This window comes from Paenibacillus contaminans, assembly GCF_003285015.1.
GTDB lineage: Bacteria > Bacillota > Bacilli > Paenibacillales > NBRC-103111 > Paenibacillus_V > Paenibacillus_V contaminans.
The window spans coordinates 572,298-586,680 of record NZ_QMFB01000001.1 but is presented as its reverse complement, the minus strand read 5'-3'; the positions used below and the strand labels follow the sequence as shown (position 1 = coordinate 586,680).

General features: G+C 50.0%; 9 protein-coding genes. All 9 read right to left on the bottom strand.

Annotation, left to right across the window (positions count from 1 at the left end):
* Window positions 1–13: 13 nt before the first annotated feature.
* The gene (locus DQG23_RS02595) at window positions 14–895 is read right to left on the bottom strand and encodes a carbohydrate ABC transporter permease (protein WP_192894539.1); all 882 of its coding nucleotides are present in this window, start codon (window positions 893–895) and stop codon (window positions 14–16) included.
* The gene (locus DQG23_RS02590; protein ID WP_113029212.1) at window positions 892–1,809 is read right to left on the bottom strand and encodes a carbohydrate ABC transporter permease; all 918 of its coding nucleotides are present in this window, start codon (window positions 1,807–1,809) and stop codon (window positions 892–894) included. Before DQG23_RS02590 ends, DQG23_RS02595 begins: the two co-directional genes overlap by 4 nt.
* Window positions 1,806–4,739, bottom strand: a complete 2,934-nt coding sequence (locus tag DQG23_RS02585; RefSeq protein WP_113029211.1) for an extracellular solute-binding protein — start codon at window positions 4,737–4,739, stop codon at window positions 1,806–1,808. The genes DQG23_RS02590 and DQG23_RS02585 overlap by 4 nt, the downstream gene beginning before the upstream one ends.
* Window positions 4,733–5,857 (bottom strand): ABC transporter ATP-binding protein, encoded by a 1,125-nt coding sequence (locus tag DQG23_RS02580; protein WP_113029210.1) that lies wholly within the window; start codon window positions 5,855–5,857, stop codon window positions 4,733–4,735. Before DQG23_RS02580 ends, DQG23_RS02585 begins: the two co-directional genes overlap by 7 nt.
* Before the next feature lie 94 nt (window positions 5,858–5,951).
* On the bottom strand, window positions 5,952–7,367 hold the full coding sequence (locus tag DQG23_RS02575) for an extracellular solute-binding protein (protein ID WP_113029209.1): 1,416 nt from the start codon (window positions 7,365–7,367) through the stop codon (window positions 5,952–5,954).
* 407 nt (window positions 7,368–7,774) lie between these two features.
* Window positions 7,775–9,562: an alpha/beta hydrolase gene (locus tag DQG23_RS02570; protein ID WP_113029208.1), complete on the bottom strand. Its 1,788-nt coding sequence runs from the start codon at window positions 9,560–9,562 to the stop codon at window positions 7,775–7,777.
* 54 nt (window positions 9,563–9,616) lie between these two features.
* On the bottom strand, window positions 9,617–10,897 hold the full coding sequence (locus tag DQG23_RS02565; protein ID WP_113029207.1) for a right-handed parallel beta-helix repeat-containing protein: 1,281 nt from the start codon (window positions 10,895–10,897) through the stop codon (window positions 9,617–9,619).
* Window positions 10,898–10,928: 31 nt separating this feature from the next.
* Window positions 10,929–12,593, bottom strand: a complete 1,665-nt coding sequence (locus DQG23_RS02560) for an extracellular solute-binding protein (RefSeq protein ID WP_113029206.1) — start codon at window positions 12,591–12,593, stop codon at window positions 10,929–10,931.
* Window positions 12,594–12,717: 124 nt separating this feature from the next.
* On the bottom strand, window positions 12,718–14,382 hold the full coding sequence (locus DQG23_RS02555; protein WP_113029205.1) for a response regulator transcription factor: 1,665 nt from the start codon (window positions 14,380–14,382) through the stop codon (window positions 12,718–12,720).
* Window position 14,383: the final 1 nt, after the last annotated feature.

Below are 14,383 nucleotides of genomic sequence, written 5' to 3'. Positions count from 1 at the left end.
TCCATCCCCCCCTTCATTTGATTCCCGAGTTCGCCATCGTCGCGATCACTTTGCGCTGGAACAGCAGGAAAATGATCAGGTTCGGCAGGAACATCAGCAGGGTGACTACCGCCGCAATCCCTTGGCCGACCACATTATTCGCCAGCCCGTTCGTCAGCGTCATCGCATAATACGGCAATGTTTTGAGCGACTCGACCTGCGTGAACAGCGTCGAGGTTTCCGACTGCGACCACGTTCCTTGAAAAGTCAAAATGCCGATCGTCGCGACAGCCGGCATACATACCGGAAGAACAATCCCGTAGTAAATGCGAAACTCTTTCGCCCCGTCTATTTTCGCCGCCTCAATCAAATCTCTCGGAATCTGGTCGACGAACTGCTTGAACAGAAATACGGATACCGGAGCGGCGATAAACGGAAAAATATGCGCAAAATACGTGTTCATGATGCCGAGCTTCGCTACAACGAGATAACGCGGGATGATGACCGCCTCGGGAGCGAACATGAGCGAAACGATCGTTAACGCAAAGAACAGCTTTTTGCCCGGAAATTCATGCTTCGAAAACGCGTACGCCGCCAGCGAGCTGACGAGGATAACCGCGATCAGCGTCGCCGCCGAAACGATGATGCTGTTGAACAAATAACGCGTGAACGGAATGGCCGTCGACTGCGTCTTGAACATCAGGTTAGTGACGTTTTCCAGTGTCGCATGCTGGACGAAAAAACGCGGCGGATACAAAAACAGCTCATTGATCGGCTTGAACGCATGGTTAAAAATAAAAACGATCGGCAGCAGCATGAACGCTGCGAGCAAGGTCAACAGGACGAGCAGCATTTTCTGAAAAAAATCGGTGCTCTTCCAATGCCTCGCCAGCTTTTTCACAAAGCGCTTCATCATTCGCCCTCCTCCGTCCCAAACAAAATAAAGGCGATCCGGGAGGCTCCGTAAACGATTAGCAGCAAAATGACCGACAGCGCTGCAGCATAACCGAACTCGTAACGAATGAGCGCAAAGTCATCGATATGGTTGATCATCAGATGGCCGGAATATTGCGGCGTAACCGCTTGCCCGCTCGCTTTGGCGAGCTCGTTCCCGATCAGCCCCGCCTTCAAGGTGCCGACGACGGCCATAACGGCGCCAAACAGCATTTGCGGTTTAATCGCCGGGATCGTAATGTAGAAAATCTCCTGCAGACGATTGGAAATGCCGTCGATCGCTCCCGCTTCGTACATTTCCTTGTTGACCGTTTGAAGTCCCGCGAGCATGGCGAGAAAACCGACGCCCATCGCGCTCCAGATCGAAATGACGATCATGATGTTCATGAAATGCTTGGGATTCTGCAGCCACAGCTCAGGTTTGCCGATCCAGCCGACATCCAGTAAGAATCGGTTGAGATACCCCATCTCGTCGCCGCTGAAAAAGACGATCCAGACGACGGCCATCGCCACGCCGCCTGCAATCGAAGGCGCATAGATGGCCAGTGTATAAATGTCGCGCATAGACTTGGGCAGCTGATGAATCAGCCACGCAAGCAGGAAGGAAGCCGCGTACCCCAGCGGTCCGACGACAACGGCAAATTTGAACGTATTGGGTATTGCATATTGCAGAAATATCCGGTCATTATTCACGATGGACAAAAAGTTCTGCCACCCGACGAATTCCGGTCTGCTAATGCCGTTAAAGGTAAAAAACGACAGCACAATTGCCGCTGAAACCGGAATGACGATAAAAAGCAGGAACGAAATCAGGAAAGGGGCAATAAACAGATATGAAATCCGGTTATCCCAAACTTTGTGCAGCATCCGCGTCATCGCCCTTCACCTCCTTCTTTTCGTTCACGCAGAACGGACGGCAGCATCGGTTTTTTCACTATATTTCCTTCCACATCCCTCAGCCCGAATTCGATCTGCTTACGCGACATTTCCCGATTAATATCGATAAACGCTTTCTCCAGCGAACCCTTTGCCTTCTTCTTGGCCACCACGACATCATTCCAGGCGAAATCCAGCTGTCTTGCCGTAAAATATCCGCCGGGCACCTGCGGAATTTCCCTATACCACTCGAGCTGCGCTTGAATGATCTCCAGATCCTTGCTAGGCCAAGGCAAGGTGCCGAGCGCCTCGCGGTTGGCCGTATTCCAGCGGTATTCCGGGCCGTACTGCGCTTCAATCTCATTGCCGAACCTGGCTTGGATCTCGTCCGATGTCCACCATTTCAGAAACCGCCAGGCATCCTCCTTGCGCGATGTCTTTTGGAAAATGACACCTGCCTGCATGGCTCCGCCCGCCCAACGTTCAATCGTACCGTCCTCCGCCTTCTTCGTCCCCGGAATCGGGGCGATCGCCCATTTACCGGCGATCTCCGGAGCCGCAAACTGAAGCTGTAAGTAGAGGTTAAAATCGATGATGCCGATCGGAATGTCTCCGAGCCTGAAGTGAGTGAAAAATCCCGGCAAATCCGAGGGCAACTGATATAAGGTGAACAGATCGGTCCATTGCTGGAACGCCTGCAGCGATTCAGTAGTATTGAGTCCCGATTCCAACGCATCATCGGTGTAATAGCTTGCTCCATTCTGATACATGAACGGCAGATGGTCTTTCGGGTTTACATAGAAGTTGTAACCGTTCTGCTGCAGCGTCGGCAGCATCCCGTACAGATCATCCCACGTATCGGGGGCTGACAGTCCAAGTGCGCCAAGTATATCCTTCCGGTATACCAACAAGCTGAAGTTTTGATTTTCAGGAATGGCGTAAGTCCCTCCGTCATACGAAAAAACGTCCATCTGCTCGGGCCGGAATCTGCCCGCTACTTCCGCGAAGTCATCAAACCGGGACAAATCGAGCATGGAACCGCGAATGGCAAAATCGACCGGCATCGTATTATCCAATCCAAGCGCTACATCCGGCTGGATGTCTGCGGCGTTTCCGAGAATGAACATGTTCGGATCAGGCACAAGATTTACGTTCACGGCCACGCCTGTCTCGCGTGTAAACGTCTCGTCTGCCAGCCTTTGGATCAGGTCTGCATAATCGCGCCCGCGATTCACCCATACATCGATCGCACCCGGCGTTTTCCGGCGGTAATCATAATCTTTCGTAAATGTCCGGATGAATGAAAGCGACGTATGCCCAAGCTTCTGCAGCATGGTCGGCTCCGCCTTCGGCAGCTTCGAGCCGGGCTTGGCAACCCACAAATAGTCGAGCGCGAGCGGCTGATCCTGCAGCCGAAACAGCCATGTACCGAGATTCGATTGAATTTTCGTAAACACATCGAGCCGGTTCGCCATTTCACGCGGGTGATCGCGCAGCTTGGTCAATTCACTCACGGCCATGCGAAAGCTGTTCTCCGTATCCGTAGTACCTGTCGACATGGCGGCCAACCTGCCGGCTTGAACATTCAAATCATCTATGATTTCATTCATCCGGTCGTTTAAGTCAGGGATATACTTAACCAGATCCCAGTCCCGGTTCAAATCGATGTTTCCGGCACCCGAGGAACGATCAAAATTGCCCGTTACTTTGCGGATGGAATATTCAAGATCGGAAATAAGCTCGATATTGCGAATCAGACTCTGATAAATCGGCATCGCAGTCGCTGCGTTAACCGTCATTCGTACGGTATGCTCTCCCTGATCGAGATAAAATAACATCGCTTGCCCGCCGTTATCGTTGAGCGTCATATTATGCCATTCCGTACTATATGGAAACCCTACGTTCAGCATGGATTGATTAGGCACAACTCCATCGATAGAAAAAGTCCGGAACGCATAAAATTGATTCAAGTAAGATTGCAAATATTTCATGCCTATTTCATAATAACCGGCCTCCGGCACCTCAAAGCGCCATTCCACCCATTGTCCTTGCTGCTTGAACTGCTCCCCGCCAAGGGCATTGTAAATCATACTCCCCCCCGTTGACGGCGAGATCGTCGCATGGTTTTGGGAGGTAATCTGAATCGAAGTATTCGATTTGCGGTATATATTTTCCGCTTCTACAATCTGGACCCAGTCCCCTTGAAGGTCTTGCCCTGCAGCAGGCTCAGCATATTCGCCCAATATCCGGGGCGACTGAATGCGCAAGGATTTCAGCTTCATGGGTTCCGATACGGCTACCAAGCGGATCAAATGCTCGCCCTTAGTCAGATGAAAGCGCAATGGAGCAGGGTCCACACTGTAATCGACAAGCTGTATGTCTTTCCACCCTTGGGCAATTATCGATCTTGGCCGCATATGATTGCCGAATTCGTCCTTCTGAAACGGATATTGGTCATGTACATACGACTTTTTCAAACGGATATTCTCAGCCTCATTGTAGGGATAGCTTCCATCGATTTGCAGCCCGCGCACAATGTCCACCGGACGGTCGCCGGCAGCATCATAAACAGCGTTAATATTGTAGAAGCCATCCTGCGGTACGCTGACCTTCCATTCAATCCAGCCATTTTCACCGGACCACAGCAATCCCTCTTCATCTCCCGTAAAATGGGCCGGGTCGGAAATTGCCGCAAACTGTTCGGCCGTAATGGCGATATCGACGTTTTGGCTGTCGCTCACTCCCGTTTTACGCAACTCGCCGAGCCATTCCAAATAACCTCCTGGCGTGAGCAAGCCCTTGCCGCCTTCGCCGCTTACCGCTCTGCTGAGCTGCCTGCCGGGTTGGCCGCAGCCTGCTGCAACAACCATTAGCAATGCAAGGGCAGCCAGCGCATATCGCAACCTCCTGCCACTGCCGGCCCTTAGCATATTCGAACCTCCGTCTCCGGATCGAAGAAGTGAGCCTGGTTCATATCAATGGCGACCCGAAACATCTCGCCGACCTGGATATCGCCATGAAACGCATCTACGCGGACAGTCAGCATATGATCCTTGTTATCCAGATGCAAGAACATGTCCGATCCCAAAAATTCGACCATGTCCACACTGCCTTCCAATTGGCTTTTGGCAAAACGAGGAAGCTCCGCCTGTTCTCCGGCGACGATTTTCTCCGGACGGATGCCAAGGATGATTTTCTTGTTCAAGTATCCTCCCGCTGCCAGCACTTTGGCTTTATCCTTGTCAATCGTCAGCATATAACGCCTCGTTTCGAAGCAGTAATCGTTCTCCCCTTGCGGCAAGGTAATCCGCCCTTCAATAAAATTCATTGGCGGAGTGCCGATGAATCCGGCTACAAACTTATTGGCCGGGGTATGATAAATTTCCCTTGGCGTTCCAACCTGCTGAATGACTCCCCGGTTCATGACAACGATCCGCGTTCCCATCGTCATCGCTTCTATCTGGTCATGCGTCACATAAATCATCGTCGTATGGAGCGTTCGATGCAGCTTTGTAATCTCTTCGCGCATTTGCACACGCAGCTTCGCATCCAGATTGGATAGCGGTTCGTCCATCAGAAATACCGCCGGTTCGCGCACGATGGCTCTCCCAAGCGCCACACGCTGTCGCTGTCCCCCCGACATATGGCGAGGTACCTTATCCAGCAAATGGGCGATGTCCAGAATTCGCGCAGCTTTGGTAACCCGCTCATGAATTTCATGCTTCGCCATCTTGCGCAGCCGCAAGCCGAATGCAATATTTTCATATACTTTCATATGCGGATACAAAGCATAGTTCTGAAACACCATCGAGATATCGCGATCCTTGGAAGACACATAGTTTACCATGCGATCGCCGATATAGATTTCACCTGCCGTAATTTCCTCCAGGCCCGCCAGCATTCGAAGCAGCGTGGACTTGCCGCAACCGGAAGGACCGACAAGTACGAGAAACTCGCCGTCTTGCACATCCAAGTGGAAATCATGAACCGAATACCGCTTCTCACCGGGATATTGCTTGTGGATATGATGAAAGGTGACTTTCCCCATTCGGACACGCGCTCCTCTCTCTAATTAGAGAATGACACCGGTATACCCCATGCGTGCTTAGGTGGCATACCGATGTCCAACTCCTATAGGCCGCTTATTTCGTTGTTTTGGACCAAGCTTCCGCAAACTCCTTGTTCAGCTTCTCTACCGCTTGCGGATAATAATCGTAGGCGGTTTTTCCTTCTTCTTCCGCTTTCCTGAATCCTTCGTAAGCCGTCATTCCCTTGTCTCCTGCAGGAACGGTACCCCACATGTCAGGCTCTGTCACACTTGCTGCGATCGCAAGCGCTTCTTTGTTTACTTTGCTGTAAACTTCCGCATTTTTAAAAGCGTCGACCAATTTCTCATCATTGGTGGCCGGGAACGTTCCGCCGATATCTTGAAGAATGCGCTGCGCATCCGGATCGGTAGTCCACCATTTCATAAAGGTCCAAGCCGCTTCCTTGTTTTTCGATGCCTTTGCCAGAAACATCGGACTATTAAACCCAATGCCCTTTTGCTGAGCTGTTCCTGCCGGCAATGGGACAATGTCCCAGTTGAACTTCACTTGGCTGTTATAAACAGGGATAATCGGCGAAGGCTGAACGGTGATAGCCGCATTGCCCGTCATCCAGGTGTCCCCTTCAATTTTGTTCTCGCTCATCAATTTACTTGTCAGTGCAGCACCGTCTTTTAATTTCAAATCCTGAAACCATTGCAAGTCTTCCAGTACTTCCGGAGAATTGGCAATGCTCGTGCGATGATCTTTGCTTAACATCCGCGTATTCGTCGTGTGTCCATTGCTGTATGGAATGACACCTGTAATAAACAATTCCCATGAGGAAATATCTTGCAGCCCCCAAGTCTTCTTCCCGGGATCGGTCAGAGCGATGGCCGTCTTGCGAAAATCGTCCCAAGTCCAATTGTTCTTCGGCAGATCTACGCCGCGCTGGGCGAATATATCTTTATTGATAAAGAGTAAGAAGGCGTCATTACCGCGTGAAAGCGCCCACTGCTGCCCATTGATTTGGAAAGAGTCGATAACCCCGGGCTTAAATTTGAATGCTTTAAAATCCGGACTTTTCTCGATATACGGGGTCAGATTCTCCGCATAACCTTCGTCGACGAAATCCCGAAGCGTCGAACCCCAGAACACGTCATAGGGCTCCTTTGCTGCAATTTGCCTGTTCAACGCTTCCTTTACTTCCGAACCCATGCCTGTAAAAATAAACTCCAGAGTAATCCAAGGATATTTCTTCTTAAAATCTGCAGTGAACTTGGCCCACGTTTCCTTATTTTCCCACGCCTCGTTATACAAGTTAGTTCCAATCCGTATCGTTACCGGATCTTGATTCGGTTTTTCGGTTTTGTTTGCGTTTTCATTATTCTCAGTAGCTTTCGGCGAAGATGCCGGTGATGGAGAACTGCTCGGATTGCTGCCGGAGCCGGATGAACAAGCGGTGGCCGTAAGCGCTGTAATCACCAATCCGGAAAAAAGTTTTAATTTCCAATTGCTAACCTGTTTGATCATGGATATTCCCCCAATACAAGTATTGAAAAGCAAGTTTTCTTCCTGTTTCCTTACCTGACCTCTATATAAGCGCCCTCCCCTTTCGCGTTTGCAGAAAGCCTGAATACTTGCTAACTAGATTATAGGTTTCCGCATAAAACTCCCTCTACAGGCTTATCTTGTCTTTCATTTGCCAAGTTTGCCATCTTGAATGAACCTGCTTTTGTCCCCATCCTCCACGCTTGTTCGTCGCTGCATGCGCTGGAGTCCGCCAAGATGCTTCCGAACCTCACACCGGCTATTCCTGACGAAAAACGATTATTCCCCCGTGTGTTATGCTCGTTAAAGCCGCTGTCACGATCCACTTTGCGTAAACGCAAAAAGCCCCCGTCACGATTTGACGGGAGCTGCGTTCTATTGTTTTCGGATTACCGAATTAGTTCTACTCGATGACTCGGCGCAAACAGCAGCGAAGCGTTAAATCCCCCTGCCGAACAGAAATGCGGCACGAAAAACCGGTCGATATAGTGTGTATCGTCATTGAAATCAAATTCGTGTACATGGAGGTACGCCCGGTCCAGATCGCCGACAAAAGGCAGAGCAGCCAATACGACTAATCCCGCTTCGCCGAATCCGAACACCTCAATGGAGGAAAACGCTTTTTGCCGCACGGTTCGATAGAATTGCAAAAACTCGTGAACCGCTCTTACCGGTTTGGACATATTGTACGTATGATAATGCGCGGCTAACGAACGATCTGCTCCGAACGGTCGAAAGGAGTCGCCGGCTGCAATCGTATAAGTAAACATTTCTTGAAAATTCGCCCTGCGATCTTGCAATAAAGCTTCCAGTCTTTGATCGCCTTCTGCCGATCCTGCATCTTTCAGCCTCACAATTATTGCTGCACTGCCGCTTGCTTGAACGTCTTTTTTGCCCAAACTATCCAGATCTTTATCCAAATCCGTATCCAGCTCAAATACGTGCTCTAACCGCTTAAAAAGCCGGTTCGTTTCTCCTTCCGAATCTTCCTGTGAGATCTTTCCGTGTCCTTCAATCGTACTTTTAATTTTGTCGATTACCTCAGCCAAAAAAGCTGCTTTCTCCTCCTTCAGCTGCGCGAATAAGCACATAGCATACCTTTCATCCTTTTTCTCGCTCTCCATCCGGATCGGATAAATTCTCAACATCGAGCAGTCTTCCCCAAAATCAACGGGCTGCTCATGCCACCAGTCGTCTTTGCCGAGAAAATGGCTTCGGAAAAAGCGATATACCGCCTCGCGGGTCTTCTTATTGTAGTTGTGAGGCGCATCGTCAAAAAAGCTGCCGACCCGATCCTCAGCTCCATATAACCGATAGATATTCCGTATAGCAGGAAACTCGACAGTCTCGAGATTGCATGTCCAATCTCCCGAGCAACCGGTTACAAGCATCGGTTTAGGCGCGAAAACCGAGGCAATTTCCACATTATTCGTGACGATGCGAAGATTGGGCGCATTTTCACATCGGCAGCCTCCTTGCATATGGGCCGAAATCATATTAACCGGCGCCAGCAGCTTCAGTCTATCGTCAACCGCTCCTAGCAGCATCGCCTGAGTAGCCCCGCCCGATGCGCCTGTACAGCCGATATTATTCGAATCGACCTCCGGAAGCGACGACACAAAATCAAGCGCTCGTATACTGTTCCATAGCTGCAGCCCTAGCAGGCTTATCCCCCATAACGCGTGCAATTCTCCCTCAAACTGATGATCAAGCTGCCGGCTGTCTACGTACCCGACCATATCATAGGAAAACGAAACAAAGCCCATTTTAGCAAAATTAGCATTGCGAACAGGCTCCTGGACGGAGTCCGGCGCTTCGTAGGCTTGTTTTCGATTGGCATAATCCAGCCTGCCTCCCAGCCAATGGCCGTGCGGGTTTAATATGGCCGGCACTTTCCCGGCAAGGAATCTCGGCTTATACAAATTCCCCGTCACTTCAAAACCGGGCAGGCTAGTAAACGTAACCTTTTCGACAGTAAAATCATCGAATTCCACCTTGTCGAAAATTTTGACATTCAACTCGTCTTTTTTAGGAAATGGCATAAGGCCGGCGCTGAAAAGAATGCGCTCCCGTATTTTTGCGCGTTTGCGCTCCCATTCCTCCAGCGTTGAATATTCGGTCAAAGGGAATTTGTAGTGAATATGCTTTTCCTCATGCTCATCTGCAAAACTAACCATTCGGCAACTGCCACTCCTTTCTCGAATGACGATTAATCTCCGCGTCTCACGCTTTCACCCGTTCAAATGCCTCATCGCTCCGGCGGGAACAGGCTTATGCTCGACGTCAAGCGCTTGCTCGGGCAAAGCCGTCGAAAAATTGATCAAGGAAGTCGCAGAATCCGCTGAGAGCAAAGAATAGCCGGACGTCCTGTTGCCGTCGATATATCCTATGCAGCCGGGATGATTCACATAAACGCCCGAAAACAATGAATCTCTTTGGCGCTCAACTGCCGTAAACGCATTGCCGATTAAACGCACATCTTCCGCAGCCGCGTCGAAGAAAAGCTCCGCATTTCCCGAATCTGCGCAGTTGTCTTGAAATTCGTTATGGGCGATCAGCACCCTGTCGCCGGACCGTCCGCCCGCATCATTGCGTAAATAGACGCCATAACGCCCGTTTCCCTTCACCAGATTGCCGCGTATGATGAGATCCGTATCGCGATGACCGATGGATAAGCCGTCGCGTCCGTTGTTTTCGATGATGCAATTCTCGCATGAGGAATAGGAAACCCTTAGGCAATAGTAAATGCCATCCTCCTTATTTCCCCGAAACGTTGAATTTCGAATGACAAAACCGACTGATCCGCTTCCGGGATGCAAGCCGATTCCGGCATTATTCAGGCATGAACAATTCTCGATATGCGTATTAATGCACTGTTGAAAACTGATGCCGTCGCCGTTATAATCCTTCACAGTCAGGTTAGCCATCTGGATATGCTTGGAACGCATAAAGAAAACGCCCCCGCCCCGGCAGCCGTGAATATATTTGTTTTCGGAAGCATTGCCTTCAATGACGAAATGCTCCAATCGCACATTCTCCACGTCATATCCGCAAACGATCGGATAAACCGTCGTCGCCGTACCTTTAGCCCTTGCGGATATGTCATGGTTTAAAGGTTTGCTAAGACCGAGGTCGTTCCCATCCTTCCAGCAAACCGTCGCAACCGTATCGTAGAACGCATTCGACAAATCATCGGTAATGAAAATACCCGAGCCGATATCGAATTTGTCCGGATGATCGACTGCAACGGCATATAATCCGTAGCCGTTAAGCCCTTTAACAGGCGAGCTAACGCTGGGCGGCTTCCAGAGAACCGTATCCGTTCCGCTGCCTCTAAGAACGACATTGGAGCGCAAATGAATCGAATCGTGCATGGCATATTTCCCCGGCAGCAGTGTAACGATTCCCCCGCCTAGCGAAGATACGCGATCAATCGCCAGCTGGATGATTTCATTCGTCGTTCCCGTTAAGGCAGCGCCCTGATGACCTACCGTTATTTCTATGACCTCCATATTGATAGTGCTCCTCTCCTGCTTCGCTTCATTATTCTCTAATCGCTTCCGCAACTTCTTTGGTCATCTGGTCCCCGCCTAGCTTTTTCCAATTGTCCACAAAAACATCGAACGCTTCGATCGGAGATTCCCCTACGATAATTTTCGTGAACGTCTCGAGCTCCAGCCTGTCCAGAATGACCCCCTTGGCGACCATCGTCGCCGTCGGACTTCCGATAAATTCCGACATCATAAATGTATTGTCCTCTTTATACTTTGCATAAACGGACTGCGATCCGGCCGGTCCGAAAATGTTGTACGCCCCCCAGCCTGCCAAGTCGCCGTTTGCAAGATATTTCCGGATGGAGTTATACACGCGAAGCTCACCCGGATCCTTACTAAGAGCGGTTTCGTCGTTTTCCGTCAAGGCTTTCATGATATGATGATGCGCATCCAAATTTTGAGTCGGGTTATTGTTTAAAATGAGCGCATACGTCCACTTGTCAATGCCGTTATTCGCACCGATCCTGGTAACCGGGTATTTCTCCCCCCAATCATGAATTTGGGCATTCATCATTTTGACGACGGCTTCGGGATGCTCCATCCCTTTACGGACGGCATAGTAGATCCGAATACTATAGTTGGCTCTTGGCTTCGCAATCTGATCGTCAATCGACAGCAATGGAAACGGCTTCCATTCCATCTTGCTATCCCGCTCCTTGCCGCTTAGCAGGTAGTTGGGCAGCCAGTGCGTCGAGAACGTCATTCCGATTTTCCCGTTATTAACGGCTTCGCCGACTTTATATACATCCTTTATACCAAAATCTTCATCCAATATTCCCGACCTATATAGTTCATTCAGTTTGGTTAAAGCTTGCCTGACTTCAGGCTGGATACTCCCATAGACCGGCATTCCGTTCGCATCCTGAATCCAGCTTTTCGGATAAGCGTGATAGCTGTTGAAAAAACCGTCCAGCGAAAATAAATCGCTCCATAAATCCCTATAGACGGCCAATCCAAACGTATCCTTCATGTTATTTCCGTCCGGATCCCGCTCGACGAAAGCGTAGGCTATGTCCAGAACGTCTGCGAATGATTGAGGTTCAGGCAACCCGAGCTTGGCAAGCCAATCCGTTCGGATCCAGAGGAGCGGGGCCGTGTCCGTGTAGCTTCCCAGAAAAGGAAGCGCCAGCAGCTTGTTATTAAATGTCGCCGAATCTAAAGCAACTCCCTTATCTTTGGACAGTATCTCCTTTAACTCCGGCGAGCCGTACTTCTCCAGCGCTTCCGATAAATCCTCAAGCATATCCGCTTCCGCGAGCTGCTTCAGCTGCGTACCATCCACGGGCAAAATATCAGGCAGCTTACCGGACACCATCGTCACGTTCATTTTTTGCGCGTATTGATCGGAGATCCATAAATATTTCAGCTTGATGCCGAGCTCTTGCTCGTATATTTCCGTCCAGCCGTTTTTCTCGATCGTTTCTCCGTCTTCAAATTTCCAGGGATTGGCCTGCCTCACTGCGGTAACCTCAATGGGAGGATTCATTTTCCCTAACGGATGAAACGGATCGGCTGCTTGGCCGGAACCGTTTCCCTCAGTTGCGGCGCCTCCTGCACCTCCTCGCTCCGTATTCGGGCTTGAATCGCTGATTGTGCATGCCGACGCAGCCAACAGGGTACAAATAAACATTATTTTTAAGATGTTTTTTGTCATTCATTTTTCCCCCTGGACTCTAGCATTGGGTGTCTGGCTTCATACTCTCAACTTCATACAAGCTCGCTTATCGCTATTATAAAACCGGGAATTTTGCCGACATACAGGCTTTTCTTGCCTTTTCTTAGCCGGGATTGCCTTCCGCTATCAATAAAGCGTCCGCATGTTCCCGATATTCTTGAGGGGTGATGCCGTACCATTTTTTAAAAATGCGCGTAAATTGAGGCGTTGCTTCATAACCGACCGCAGCGGCGATCTCATGAACCTTCATCGCGGTTTCTCCAAGCAATTGCTTCGCTTTGACCATTCGGCATTCCGTAATATAATTGAACAGCGTTACGCCTGCCGCGCGCTTGAACAGCTTCGATAAATAGGTTGGACTATGGTGGACGAGCGCGGACAAGGTTGTGAGCGTCAGGTCCTGCTCCAAGCGGGTTGAAATGTACTGCTTAATAAATTGCACCGTTCGCTGTACGCCGTGATCCGGATCCTCCTGCCTGCTCGCAAACAGCTTACCGGCGAAATCGATGAAATACGCAATCACATCCGACCAGGAGCGATGCGCATGAAACTGGGTCAATTTATTCAAATCCGGCTTCGAGGCAGTCAGATGAACGAAACCTGTTCGATTGGCGTAAGTGATCAGGCAAAGCGAAACGGTATGAAACATTTCGAGCGATTCGACCAAATCCCGCGAGCCGTCGCTGTTCATCATTTTTTGAAGCTGTTCGGTAAAATCCTTGTTGTTGCCGGTTTCCAAATATTGCTCAAGCAGCGAGATTTCTTTGCGTAAGTGTCTGGAGCCGGTAATATGGTTCGTTCCTTTATCCAACCCGGGCATGTTCTCTTTGACGACCTGCTCTTGAATAAACAGCTCTTCTTCCCCGTTCAGTCCTTGCCCGAGAAGCAGATTCAAATAATAAAACTGGGCTTCGATCGCCTGCCACTCCTCGGCCTCCCTGCCGATGGCAAACGAGACCGGCAATTTCAGCAGTTGTCTGCATGCTGTCTGGGCATCCTCCAAGCAGCCGGATACGCTGACGCCGAGAAGCTTTTCCTGCAAATGCGGTTTGGGCTGCAGCATCCACAAAAACCGAGTTTCATCAAAGCGGAAAGATACCGAGCTTGCGATGGAATCGAGATGTTCTTCAATGATATTTTGTATGGCATATGCCAGAACGGAACGGTCCTGCTCTTCATAGACGGCCCAATGATCCACGCGCCCGATAAACAGAAAAACAGGCTTCCACGGATCAAGCGGAATTTCAAACTGCGCAAACTTTAATGCGAGTATGTCCGGAGCGGGCGTATGACCGCTTACAACCTGCAGCAAAACCTCTTTCTGCGCCGCGGACAATGCCGATTGGAGCTCGTCCTGCCTTCGGTGTATCAGCTGCTCGTTGAAGGAATGCTTCTCAATCTCCCCGATGACCCGCTCCACCGTTTGCAAAATCATGTCGTCATCTTCGTTTTTCAGCAAATAGTCGGATACTCCGCCGTTGCGAATCGCTTGCTGGGCATAGTTGAAGTCCACATAACCGGTCAGAAATATTATTTTGCACTGCGGCCAATGCTCCAAAATGATCTTTTGCAGCTCGATTCCGTTCATTCCGGGCATGCGAATATCCGACAGGACGATATCGATCCGATTTGTTTGGACGTATTCGATCGCTTCCTCCGCATCGTATGCCCGGTATATTTCCAGCTCAAGGTGAACGGATTCGCGAAATAAATGAAACATGCTGTCTACGATTACCGGTTCGTCATCGACAATTAACATACGAAGCATA

Bases quoted from the DNA above. Each gene is read 5' to 3' on its own strand.
- DQG23_RS02565 (WP_113029207.1), bottom strand. From the start codon at position 10,897: ATGGAGGTCATAGAAATAACGGTAGGTCATCAGGGCGCTGCCTTAACG.
- DQG23_RS02585 (WP_113029211.1), bottom strand. From the start codon at position 4,739: ATGCTAAGGGCCGGCAGTGGCAGGAGGTTGCGATATGCGCTGGCTGCC.
- DQG23_RS02590 (WP_113029212.1), bottom strand. From the start codon at position 1,809: ATGACGCGGATGCTGCACAAAGTTTGGGATAACCGGATTTCATATCTG.
- DQG23_RS02555 (WP_113029205.1), bottom strand. From the start codon at position 14,382: ATGCTTCGTATGTTAATTGTCGATGACGAACCGGTAATCGTAGACAGC.
- DQG23_RS02570 (WP_113029208.1), bottom strand. From the start codon at position 9,562: ATGGTTAGTTTTGCAGATGAGCATGAGGAAAAGCATATTCACTACAAA.
- DQG23_RS02595 (WP_192894539.1), bottom strand. From the start codon at position 895: ATGATGAAGCGCTTTGTGAAAAAGCTGGCGAGGCATTGGAAGAGCACC.
- DQG23_RS02560 (WP_113029206.1), bottom strand. From the start codon at position 12,593: ATGACAAAAAACATCTTAAAAATAATGTTTATTTGTACCCTGTTGGCT.
- DQG23_RS02575 (WP_113029209.1), bottom strand. From the start codon at position 7,367: ATGATCAAACAGGTTAGCAATTGGAAATTAAAACTTTTTTCCGGATTG.
- DQG23_RS02580 (WP_113029210.1), bottom strand. From the start codon at position 5,857: ATGGGGAAAGTCACCTTTCATCATATCCACAAGCAATATCCCGGTGAG.